This window comes from Breznakia blatticola, assembly GCF_004365815.1.
Taxonomy (GTDB): domain Bacteria; phylum Bacillota_I; class Bacilli_A; order Erysipelotrichales; family Erysipelotrichaceae; genus Breznakia; species Breznakia blatticola.
The window spans coordinates 1-12,910 of sequence record NZ_SODD01000031.1 but is presented as its reverse complement, the minus strand read 5'-3'; the positions used below and the strand labels follow the sequence as shown (position 1 = coordinate 12,910).

8 protein-coding genes and 1 other annotated feature are annotated in these 12,910 nt (G+C 34.8%); all 8 genes read right to left on the bottom strand.

Features of this window, described 5'->3' with window-relative positions; genetic code table 11:
- Positions 1 to 38 precede the first annotated feature (38 nt).
- A complete protein-coding gene (ppdK, locus tag EDD63_RS08290; RefSeq protein ID WP_134170355.1) occupies positions 39 to 2,672 on the bottom strand; it encodes a pyruvate, phosphate dikinase in 2,634 nt (877 codons plus the stop codon).
- 208 nt (positions 2,673 to 2,880) lie between these two features.
- Complete coding sequence (locus tag EDD63_RS08285) at positions 2,881 to 5,496, bottom strand: valine--tRNA ligase (RefSeq protein ID WP_134170353.1); 2,616 nt, start codon at positions 5,494 to 5,496, stop codon at positions 2,881 to 2,883.
- Between the two features lie 70 nt (positions 5,497 to 5,566).
- Positions 5,567 to 5,767 (bottom strand) — a binding site (T-box leader).
- A 30-nt stretch (positions 5,768 to 5,797) separates the two neighbouring features.
- Positions 5,798 to 6,991 carry an FprA family A-type flavoprotein gene (locus EDD63_RS08280; RefSeq protein ID WP_134170351.1) on the bottom strand — a complete coding sequence of 398 codons (1,194 nt, stop codon included), beginning with the start codon at positions 6,989 to 6,991 and terminating at the stop codon, positions 5,798 to 5,800.
- Positions 6,992 to 7,094: 103 nt separating this feature from the next.
- Positions 7,095 to 7,688: a ribosome biogenesis GTP-binding protein YihA/YsxC gene (gene yihA / locus EDD63_RS08275; protein WP_134170349.1), complete on the bottom strand. Its 594-nt coding sequence runs from the start codon at positions 7,686 to 7,688 to the stop codon at positions 7,095 to 7,097.
- Positions 7,688 to 10,000, bottom strand: a complete 2,313-nt coding sequence (gene lon, locus EDD63_RS08270; RefSeq protein ID WP_134170347.1) for an endopeptidase La — start codon at positions 9,998 to 10,000, stop codon at positions 7,688 to 7,690. Before lon ends, yihA begins: the two co-directional genes overlap by 1 nt.
- Before the next feature lie 43 nt (positions 10,001 to 10,043).
- Positions 10,044 to 11,327 (bottom strand): trigger factor, encoded by a 1,284-nt coding sequence (gene tig, locus EDD63_RS08265; RefSeq protein WP_134170345.1) that lies wholly within the window; start codon positions 11,325 to 11,327, stop codon positions 10,044 to 10,046.
- Between the two features lie 20 nt (positions 11,328 to 11,347).
- Positions 11,348 to 12,073 carry a DUF3196 family protein gene (locus EDD63_RS08260; RefSeq protein ID WP_134170343.1) on the bottom strand — a complete coding sequence of 242 codons (726 nt, stop codon included), beginning with the start codon at positions 12,071 to 12,073 and terminating at the stop codon, positions 11,348 to 11,350.
- Between the two features lie 247 nt (positions 12,074 to 12,320).
- Positions 12,321 to 12,764 (bottom strand): DUF1307 domain-containing protein, encoded by a 444-nt coding sequence (locus EDD63_RS08255; protein WP_166667591.1) that lies wholly within the window; start codon positions 12,762 to 12,764, stop codon positions 12,321 to 12,323.
- Positions 12,765 to 12,910 lie beyond the last annotated feature (146 nt).

The following is a 12,910-nucleotide window of genomic DNA, read 5'->3' as shown; positions in this document are numbered from 1 at the left end:
AAAGGGCATCGAACCAGTCGATACCCTTTTCATTTATCCTATTTTGATTCTGCACGGATGGCAGCTTGTGCTGCAGCTAGACGTGCAATTGGAACTCTAAACGGACTACATGATACATATTGAAATCCTACATTGTGGAAGAATTCAACACTTGAAGGATCTCCTCCGTGTTCCCCACAAATACCAAGTTTAATGTTTGGTCTCGTTTTCTTACCAAGATCAACTGCATTTTTCACAAGTTTTCCAACTCCTTTTTGATCCAAGCGTTGGAATGGGTCTTGTTCATAAATGTGTTTGTCATAGTAATCACTTAAGAAACCACCTGCATCATCTCTTGAGAAACCAAATGTCATTTGTGTTAAGTCATTTGTTCCAAATGAGAAGAATTCCGCTTCTTCGGCAATTTCATCAGCTGTTAATGCAGCACGAGGAATCTCAATCATTGTTCCTACCATATAATCAAGTTTTTCACCTGATGTCTCGATAATTTCATCTGCAACTTTTTTCACAACTGCTTTTACATAGCGTAACTCGGCAACATCACCTACTAGTGGAATCATAATTTCAGGAACTACATTGAAATCTGCATTGCGTTTATTAACAGCGATTGCAGCTTCAATAACTGCGCGTGTTTGCATTTCTGCAATTTCTGGATATGAAATATCCAAACGCACACCACGGTGTCCCATCATCGGGTTAAATTCATGTAATCCTTGAATGATTCCTTTTAATTCATCAACTTCCATTCCCATATCTAATGCAAGTTGTGTAATATCGTATGAAGATGTTGGTAAGAATTCATGAAGTGGTGGGTCTAAATAACGAATCGTTACCGGTCTACCTTGCATAGTTTCATAAATCGCTTCAAAGTCACCTTTTTGCATTGGCAACAATTTAGCAAGTGCACGTGAACGTTGCTCACTTGTTTTTGAAACAATCATCTCACGAATTGCTTTAATACGTTCTCCTTCAAAGAACATATGTTCAGTACGCACAAGACCAATACCTTCTGCACCAAATGCTAATGCTTGTTTAGCATCACGTGGCGTATCTGCATTTGTACGAACTTTTAATGTTCTGAATTCATCAGCCCAATTCATGAATGTTTCAAAGTCATCTTCAATTGCAGCTGGTACAGTTTTTAATTCTCTACCGTATACATTACCAGTTGAACCATCTAGAGAGATGTAGTCATATTCTTTATATGTTTTTCCGCCTACGGTAAATGTTTTGTTTTCTTCATTAATTTTGATATCTCCAACACCTGATACACAGCAGATTCCCATACCACGTGCAACAACTGCTGCGTGACTTGTCATACCACCACGTACAGTTAAGATACCTTTTGATGAGTTCATACCTTCGATATCTTCAGGAGACGTTTCTAGACGTACAAGAATCACTCTGTGACCCTTTTGTGCATAATTAGCAGCATCCTCTGCATTAAACACAACTTGTCCAGTAGCTGCTCCAGGACTTGCTGGAAGACCAGTTGCAATTGGTGTTTCACCTTTGATATCATCTTGATCAAATTGTGGGTGCAACAATGCATCTAATTGATTTGGATTTACCATTAAGATTGCTTCCTTTTTACTTAGAAGTCCTTCACTTACTAAATCACATGCAATTTTAAGCGCTGCTTTAGCCGTACGTTTTCCATTACGGGTTTGTAGCATATACAATTTTTTATTTTCAATTGTAAATTCCATATCTTGCATATCATGATAGTGCTCTTCTAAGCGTTTAGAAATCGCTACAAATTCATCATATACTTCTGGCATTACTTTTTGCAATTCACTAATATGGTTAGGTGTACGGATACCAGCAACAACATCTTCACCTTGTGCATTCATTAAGAATTCACCAAATAATTGATTATCTCCAGTACTTGGACTTCTTGTAAAGGCAACACCTGTTCCAGATGTTTCACCCATATTACCAAATACCATCATTTGAACGTTTACTGCAGTTCCCCAACTTGAAGGAATATCATTCATTTTACGATAGTAAATTGCTCTTGGATTGTTCCAAGATTTAAATACTGCTTCGATTGCAAGAGCTAGTTGCTCTCTTGGATCTAATGGGAAATCCGATTTTAACTCTGCATGGTAGAACGATTTAAATCGTCGTACCATTTCTTTTAAATCATCTGTAGTTAATTCAGTATCCAATTCTACTTTTCGTTCCGCTTTGATATCATCAATTACTGTTTCGAATTTAGATTTTGATAATCCCATAACTACATCAGCGAACATTTGAATAAAGCGTCGGTATGAATCATATGCAAATCTTGGATTATTCGTTAGTTTTGCAAGACCTTCAACCACTTCATCATTGAGTCCTAAATTTAGAATCGTATCCATCATCCCTGGCATACTTGCACGTGAACCACTACGTACAGAAACAAGTAATGGATTATTTGGATCACCAAACACCTTACCTGAACTCTTTTCTAACGCAGTTAAATGTGTAAAAATCTCATCGATGATTTTCTTATCAATTGTTTCACCATCATCGTAATACTTGTTACAAGCTTCTGTTGTAACCGTAAAACCATCAGGAACTGGCATTCCTAAATTGATCATTTCTGCTAAGTTTGCTCCCTTACCACCAAGTAAGTTACGCATCGTCTCATTTCCCTCATGAAATGAATAAACAAATTTATCCCCCATAATAGGACCTCCTTCTCTCTATAACTGTGTAATCGCTTTCACAAGTATTATTATATCGAAAGTCCTAACGTAATGCTACTCTTAGACATGTCTGCTGGTTGTAAATGGTAGATATTTGGAAATTTTGGTCCATACAAATAAGAAAAAAAGAGGAAGTATTCCTTTGTTGTATATAAACAACATTTTAGGAAATGTTCCTCTAATTTACTTATGCCAATTCTGCTAGTCGTTTTATAACGATTTCATATTGGTTTTTATAGTTTTCTAGTTTTTCTTTTTCTGCATTTACTTTTGCTTCTGGAGCCTTATTTGTGAAGTTTGGATTTGCTAACATCCCCTCTGCACGTTTAATTTCTCCTTCTAGCTTTTTCTTATCCTGTTCAAGTTTTTTCTTTTCTTCTTCAATATCAATTAATGAAGCTAAAGGAATCGAGATTGACCCTTGATATACAGGACGTACAACCATTTCCTCGTCACCAACACTTGAAACCCAAGTTGCTTTACACATTTGTTGAAGGAATGCATTAATGAATACATTTGTATCTTCAACTTGTTCATTTGTATCTTTAACAAGAATATCAACTGGTGCGCTTGGTTTTAATTTATACGTTGCTTTTACTTCACGCACTGCTTCTACAATTGAAATTAATCGTTTCACTTCTTCCATTTCAATATCCATAATATCTGTAGAAATTGCAGTTGGCCAAGTTTCTTCATTCATTGAATCTTTAAGATGTGGAAGTGCAAGATAGATTTCTTCAGTCACAAATGGCATAAATGGAGATAACATTTTTAGAATTCCTTCTAATACCAATAGCAATGTTGATTTTGCGGCAGTTTTAATTCCCTCATCATCACTTTGAAGACTTGCTTTACTTAATTCGATGTACCAGTTACAGAAATCATCCCAAATAAATGAGTACAATTCATTACCAACTAGTGCAAATTCAAAACGGTCCATATTCTCACTAACATTTTTTAATGTTTCATTGAATCGTTTAATAATCCATTTATCAATTGTTGTTGCTTTACTTAATTCAATTTGTTCGTGATCAAAATCATCTGCAATATGCATTAATACGAATTTTGAAGCATTGTATATTTTGTTGATGAAGTTACTTGAACTATCAACTTTCTCATCAATATAACGAAGGTCTTGTCCTGGTGTAGAATTCGTTGTTAAGAAAAAGCGCATTGCATCACATCCATGATCTGCAATTACATCCATTGGATCTACGCCATTTCCAAGTGATTTAGACATCTTACGTCCTTGTTCATCACGAACAAGTCCATGAATAAGAACATCCTTGAATGGACGACTGTGTGTCGCATAACGTGCTTGGAATGCCATTCTAGCAACCCAGAAGAAGATAATATCATATCCTGTAACTAATGTATCATTTGGATAGTAGCGTTCAAAATCAGCTGTTTCTTCAGGCCAACCAAGTGTTGAGAATGGCCATAATGCACTTGAGAACCATGTATCAAGCACATCTTCATCTTGTTGCCAGTTATCAATATCTTCAGGTGCTTGTAATCCAACATAGATTTCACCTGTGTCTTTGTGATACCAAGCTGGGATTCTGTGTCCCCACCATAATTGACGTGAAATACACCAGTCTTCAATTTTTTCTAACCATTGGTTAAATGTATGTTCGAAACGTTTTGGTGTAAAGTTGATTTTTTGATCTTCAATATTTTGATTCTTAATTACTTCATCTGCTAATGGACGCATTTTAACAAACCATTGTTTAGATAAATATGGTTCAACAATTGTATCTGTTCTTTCTGAGTGACCAACTTGGTGCATATGTTTTTCGATTTTAATAAGTGTTCCTGCTGCCTTTGCATCTTCAACAAGTGCTTTACGGCAAGCAAAACGGTCCATATTTTCATATTTACCAGCTAATTCATTCATTGTTCCATCTGGATGCATACAAATTGGCATTGGTAAATGATATTTTTGTCCAATCACAAAGTCATTTGGATCATGCGCAGGTGTACATTTCATAACCCCAGTTCCAAATTCAACATCAATATAATCATCAGTTATAATAGGCAATTCTTGTCCATTTGCTGGGTTAATTACATGCATTCCAACTACATCTTTGTAGCGTGCATCATCTGGGTGAACAACTACACAAACATCTCCAAACATTGTTTCTGGTCGTGTTGTGGCAACTTGTAATTCTTGACCCGTTTCCACTACTTTATAATTGAATGTGTACATTGCACCTTCAATTTCCTTATGTATAACTTCAATATTTGATAACGCTGTTTTTGCTTCAGGATCCCAGTTAATAATACGTTCTCCTTGATAAATCAAGCCATCATTGTATAAATCAACGAAGATTTTATTAACTGCTTGATTTAGTCCAGAATCAAGTGTAAAACGTTCTCTAGTATAATCAAGCGATAAACCTAGTGTTGCCCATTGTTCACGAATATGACTTGCATATTCCTCTTTCCAGTTCCATGCATGTTCCAAGAATTTCTCACGACCAATATCGTATCGTGAAACACCTTGTGCTTTTAAACGCTCATCAACTTTTGCTTGTGTTGCAATTCCTGCATGGTCCATTCCAGCAAGCCATAGTACATCAAAACCTTGCAAACGTTTGTATCTAGCAACAATATCTTGCAATGTTGTATCCCATGCATGACCAAGATGTAACTTACCTGTTACGTTTGGTGGTGGAATCACCATTGCATATGGTTTCTTACTTGTATCACCTGCAGTGAAATATCCTTTTTTCACCCAATGATCGTAATACTTGCTTTCGATTTTACTATGATCATATTTTGCTTCTAATATATTTCTCATCTTCATCTCCTCTTTCTATTTAGATACACTTTCATGTGCATTTTACTTTTAAAAATAAAAAGCACTCATCCCAAAGGACGAATGCTCGTGGTACCACCTTAATTTGCATACAATGTATGCCTTAAACAGATAACGGCTGTAACCGGATATTCTTACTAAACTCAGAACATCTACTCCTAGACTACCTTCCATACATTCATTTATTGTTTTTCACCAACCAACAACTCTCTATAAAACGTTAGTATGTACTCCTTCTATTCACTGTATTTATTTTCTTACTTATTATACCAAGTTTTTCACTTTAATCAACAAGTGCTTGTGCAAAGTTTTTCGCATATGCATGGATTTCTTCTTTTTGTGCATCACTTGGCTTGAATTTAATACGTAACCCTTCATCTACAAGTTTCATTTTTTGTTGCTTCAAACGGACCATCATATTTGGAACTGCCTCACCAGACCATCCATAACTACCAAAAGCACTAGCAACCTTAATTCCATCATATGGTGTTAGAATTCGATTCATCATATGCCATACTGGAGGTAATGCATCTCCGACAATTGTACATGAACCATAAAGTACTCCATCGGCTTGTTTAATTGCTTCATATACTTCCTCTTGGTCTGCTTCTACTAAATCATACAACTTCACTTCTAGATGCTGATTCTCTAATTCATCTTTAATAATTTCTGCCATTTCGTGTGTGTAGCCATATGCAGTTACATAAGCAATTACTACTTTTTTTACATCGTTAGTTTTCACTTTCGCAAAATCTGTATAACGTTGAATGAAATCATCAATTTCTTGGTCAATCAAACATCCATGACCAGTTGCAATATAACGAATTGGTAAATCACGAATTTTATCCATTGCCTTAGCAACAAATGGTTTAAATGGACCCATAATCATTTCTGTATAATATGCGAATGCTTTTTCATAGTTATCACGATTTGCGACCTGAGATAATAACACCTCATTTGTGGCATAATGTGCACCAAATGAATCGCAAGTTACTAGAATTTCTTCATCAACAATGTATGTATACATCGTATCTGGCCAATGTAGATTTGGTGCCATAATAAAACGTAGCGTTTTATTTCCAACAACGACTTCTTCTTGGTCTTTCACAACGCGTCCATTAAACGGTTTATTTACAATTTCTTTTAAATTGTTTTGTGCGGCAATGGTTGAAAGTATCTCAATATTTGGATTTAATTCAAGAAACTTCTCTAATGAGCCAGAATGATCTGGTTCAGTATGATTACAAATAATGTATTTGATATCTTCTACTTTTACTAATTCTTTAACTTTTTCGATATATTCATCAAAAAATTTGTCTTTTACTGTTTCAAACAAAACAACCCCTTGACTTGTTTTTAGTAAGTATGAATTGTATGTTGTTCCAAATTCAGTTTCCATAATAATGTCAAAACGTCGTAAATCTGGATTTTCTACCCCAATCCAATAAAAATCATCTGTGATTTGTAAGTATTTCATAATTATCTACTCCTATCTTTACCTTTAAGTATAGGCAATAATAAGGTGCAATTCAACCATATTGCATCTTTTCACAGCGGATTTACCAAAAGAAAAGAAAGTGCTATGCAACACTTTCCAATAATTCATCAATTTTTTTCCAGACAGCTTCTCTTCCCTTTGATGTTTCACTTGAAAATTGAACAATTTCCGTTTCAGGGATTTCAAGCGTACTAGCAATTTTACGCATGTTTTTACTAATTTCACTACGTTTAAGTTTGTCAATTTTTGTTGCTACAACAACTACAGGTAAATGATGATATCGTGCATATTCCATCATGGTAATATCATCTTCACTTGGTTTATGACGTGCATCAACAAGTAGAACCAGTCCAATCTTTTGTTCACGAGTACCAAAGTAGTCTTCCATCATTTGACCAAAGGCTTGCAATTGTCTCTTGCTTATATTGGCATATCCGTATCCAGGAACATCAACAAACAGAAAGGTGTCGTCGATGTTAAAGAAGTTTAATAAACGTGTCTTACCTGGTGTATTTCCAACATAGGCAAGTTTTTTACGATTGACCATCGTATTGATAAAACTACTCTTTCCTACATTACTACGACCTGCTAAGACGATTTCTGGAAGTTGTGACTCAGGCCAAAAACTTTTGTCTGGAGCCGAAGTCACAAGTTCACAGTGTTGTATCGTTCTCATTATTTCACGAGTGCAGCATTAAGCACTTGCGAAACATGATCAACTGGAATAAATTTAATTGATTCTTTAACTGTTTCTGGTAAATCATCAAGATCTTTCACATTATCTTTAGGCATAACGATTGTTGTAATACCTGAGCGATGTGCAGCCATTGATTTTTCTTTCAATCCACCAATTGGCAATACATTTCCACGTAAAGTAACCTCACCAGTCATCGCTAAATCACTTTTTACTGGTTGATTTGACAAAGAGGAAATAAGTGCAGTGGTTAATGTCACACCAGCACTTGGTCCATCTTTAGGGACTGCACCTTCAGGAACATGAATATGTACATCTTGTGTTTTAAATATTTCAGAATCAATGTGATATTTTTTAGCATTCGCTTTTACATAGTCATATGCAATACTAGCACTTTCTTTCATCACATCACCAAGTTGTCCAGTCACAACAAGTTTACCAGTACCATCAAAATGGTTTACTTCTACTTGAAGAATATCTCCACCAAATGAAGTATATGCTAATCCTGTTACTGTACCTACTTGGTCTTTTTTCTCTTTACGTCCATAGTCAAAGATTTCTTTACCTAAGAACTCTTGGATTTTCTTTTTCGTCATAGATAGTGATTTCTTTTCATCTTTTAAAATCACAAGAACCGTTTTACGGATTAACTTAGCAATCACACGTTCCAATTGACGCACTCCACTTTCTCTAGTGTAGTGTTTAATTACATACATAAGCATCTCATCAGAGATTTTAAATTGTTTATCTGTTAAACCATTTTCTTTTAATTGTTTTGGTACCAAGTGACGTTTTGCAATTTCTAGTTTTTCAATTTCTGTATAACTTGATAATTGAATAATTTCCAAACGGTCTTGTAAAGCGTGTGGAATATTATCCAAGTAGTTTGCAGTTGCAATAAACATAACTTTGCTTAAATCATATGGTTCTTCTAAATAGTGATCTGAGAATAATGAATTTTGTTCTGGATCAAGTACTTCTAACATTGCACTTGCAGGATCTCCTTTATAATCAGCACCCATCTTATCAATTTCATCAATTAAGAATACAGGGTTTACGGTACCTGCTTTTTTCATACCTTGAATAAAGCGACCTGGCATCGAACCTAAGTATGTACGACGGTGTCCACGAATTTCCGATTCATCTTTTACCCCACCAAGTGAGATTTTAACGAATTCGCGATTCAATGCACGCGCTACTGATTTAGATAAAGATGTCTTCCCAACTCCTGGAGGACCTACTAAACAAATAATTGGTGCTTTTAAAGAATTTGTCATGGTTTTTACCGCAAGGTATTCCATGATACGTTCTTTTACTTTTTCTAGTCCATAGTGATCATCATCTAGCACTTGTTGTGCAACATTTAAATCCTCATTATCTTGACTTTCTTGCCACCAAGGAAGTTTCAATAACCAATCTAAATACGTTTTTACAACTCCACTTTCTCCTGATGCACTTGGTAACATTTCATAACGTGAAAGTTCTTCCAATGCTTTTTCTTTAATATTTTCAGGGTATGGATTTTCATTAATCATCTTACGGTATTCTTCTGTATCGCTATCGCGATCAGCAACATCACCTAATTCTTCTTTAATCGCACGAAGTTTTTCACGTAAATAGTATTCACGTTGATTTTCATCAAGACGTTGTTTTACCTTATCGTTGATTAAGTTATCTAAATCACTAATTTGTTTTTCATTTTCCATTTCTTGAATAATGTAAAGTAAACGATCATTTACTTTTTCAGCTTCAAGAATACGTTGTTTTGCTTCTACAGAGAATGGGAATACTTGTGCAACTTGGTCAGCAAGTTGATTTGCACTCAATCCTTCTGCTAATTTACTAATCATGTCTTTTGGAAGATCATGTGTAAATCCTTCAACATTTTCCAATTGTTGTGCAATACGACGAACTAATGCAAGTTCTTCTTGCGCACTTTCTTGAATATCTGCTAATGGTAATACACTACCAAAGACCATATCTCCTCCGAACTCTAAGGTTTGGATTCGTGCACGTTCAATTCCTTTGAATTTTACACGCATGTACCCATCCATGTGGCGGATATGCATAATATTACAAATCGTACCTACCTCATAAAGATCACTCATTCGTGGATCTTCTAAAGTTAAGTCTCTTTGTGCTACTAAAACGATTTGATTTTGGAAATGTTCTTGCGCTTCTTCAATCGCATAAACACTTTTCTTGCGTCCAACATCAATAATAATTTCATTGTTAGGAAACACGATGACGCCTCTAGTGCAAACAATAGGCAAATCGATTTTTACTTGTTCCATATACTACCTCCTTTATGGGTCAAAAAAGACGCTTTAGCGTCTTTTATTTTTCTTCTACAACGCTGTCTTTTACAATCTCAACAGCTTTTTGAAGTTTTAAGTCATACTGTAATGCATCTTTGTTTACAGCTTCTTTAACTTTATCAACTTCCATGTTGTAACGGTTTGCGATGTTTTCGTATTCAACTTCAACATCTTTATCGCTAATTTCTACTTTTTCAACTTCAGCGATTTTATCTAATACTAAACGAACGTTAACTTTCATTTCTGCTTCTGGTTTCATTTGTTCTTGAAGTGATTCAAGTGATGTTCCAGTCATTTGGAAGTATTGATCAACACTAAATCCTTGAGCAGCTAAACGTTGTCCAAAGTCATTAACCATTTGACTTACTTCATCATCAACCATTACTTGAGGTACATCCACTTTTGAATTGTCAACAAGTTGTTTTAACATGTCGTTTTCAAATTGTGTTGCAGCTTCTTGTTCTTTTTGTTCTTTTAAGTTCTTTTTCACGTATTTTTTGTAGTCTTCTACAGTTTCTACATCTTTAACTTCTGCATCCTTAATTAAATCATCGTTAATTTCAGGAAGTTCTTTTGTTTTAATTTCGTGAACTTTTACTTTGAATGTAACTTCTTTACCAGCTAAATCTGGTGCTCCATAGTTTTCTGGGAATGTTACTTGAATATCTTTTTCATCTTCAGCTTTCATTCCGATTAATTGTTCTTCAAATCCAGGAATAAATGAACCTGAACCAATTTCTAATGGATAGTTTTCACCTTTTCCACCTTCGAATGCTACATCATCTTTGAATCCTTCGAAATCGATAACAGCTGTGTCACCGTTTTCTACAGTTCCTTTATCTTTAACTACAAGTTCAGAGAAACGTGCTTGTAATTGTTCAAGTTGTTCATTAACTTCTTTAGCAGTAACTGTTGTTTTTGCCTTTTTGATTTTTAATCCTTTGTATTCACCTAATGTTACTTCAGGTTTTACTGTTACATTGAATTTCAACATAACTGCTTCTTTAGTAATTTCATCTACAGCTAATTCAGGACGAGAAATAATCCATAAATCATGTTCTTTAATTCCTTCTTGTAAAGCGTGTCCTGCAACTTCATCAATTGCTTCCATAAGAATGCTTTGTTCAGAAATTTTTTGACGTGCAATTTTTTCAGGCACTTGTCCTTTTCTAAATCCTTTTGCTTCGATGTCTTTCGCTAATTTTTTGAAAGCTGCTTCTTGGGCTTTTAACCACTTTTCACCTTCAACTTTAATCTTTAATTCTCCTTGAGAATTCTCTAACAATTTCCATTTTGAACTCATAATTTTTTAACCTCCAGTGTTTAAACACGATACTCTTTCAATTTTAAGTCATAACCCACATACTTTGCAAGGTCTTTTTCTTTTATATATGCATCAAATTGGTCTTTATCACCTAATGATTCATACACATAAGCAGTAATTGCGGTGGTAAGATATCGACTTTCTTCTTCCACGACGCTAAATGGGAGTCGGAAATACAATTCTTTCACCAAACAATCTATACACATTTTGTAAAATGTGGGGTTATCATTTTCAAAGTCATCGCTGAGTATTTTTACCATTACTTCTGTACTTTCACGTTCAGCAATCGGCTCAACGTAAGCAGCTATAAACTCTACATGTAAGCCATCATAATCAAGCTTTATTTCTTCATGTATATTTTGGTCAATGAGGATTTCAATTAACAATGTTCGAATCAATACATTCGGTTTATCCGATAGATATTTTTCAATCATCTCAAGATGTTGTCGAACATTACTTGTCGCAAGTATTTCACAAGCGACGCTAGCTTGATCTACACTTCCAAACAATAATGCTTCAATATCCTCTTGATCGTATGTCTTCGATTTTGCATTACCTGCCAGTTGCTGATTACAATACGTAAACAATGATTGATACTCTTGTTCATACTGTAACGGAACATACGGCATATTTAGCTCAACATCAAGCAATTGTCTAGCTTCTATAAACTTTTCATCCTTGATGAGTGCTTTTACATCTTCAAGTAAGCGATCATAATAATCCATATATTTTCCTCTTTGCCATTATACTAGAAGTGCTATAAATAATAAACTCATACGCCTTGAAGCATTGAATCACATTCAAGTTGACATCTACTCGTTTTAGCACTTTCATTAGTAGAGTGCTATTACTATATTTCATTCTATCTACCTTGTCAAGTGACTATCCCAAAATATTTAAAAATCTTCAAATTTTCTTCGTTTTTTTCTAGTGTATATAATAAAAGACTCCATTTGGAGTCCCTCTTGTTTGTTATTTACAAGTAGCGCCGCTATCTTCTAACTCTTCAACGATTTCTTTAACAGATGTGTTTTGCATTTCATCTAACGTTAAACCGCTTGTTTGCATCATAGCTGGTACTTCTTTAAGATCTTGAACGTTTAAAGTTAATGTAACATGTAATTCGCCATCTTTAACAGCAAGTTTCATCTCAACACCATCAACTTCTCCCATTGCTGATTCAAGTTGACCTTCAAGCATTTCAAGTTCTTCGTCAGTAATTTCAGAGTAATCTGTTGAATCATCAGCCATAAGCACTTTCATAGTTTTTAACTTATCGCCTTTTGGTTCAAGAGTAATTTCCATCTTTGAATATTCCTCGTCAATTGTACAAACTGTTGCTTTTTCTGATGAACTACCTGATGAACATGCAACTAGTGAAAGTCCAAGTAATCCACAAATGAATAGTTTTTTCATAATACTTACCCCCTTTACGTATCCATTATACATGAAAACGACAGAAAATAGTAATGTCATTAAGTTAAGCAATAGAATTGTAAGAGGAGTCAATTAATTTTGACCCCTCTTTTTTTCTATTGACTTTTACTACAAAATTTGGGCGC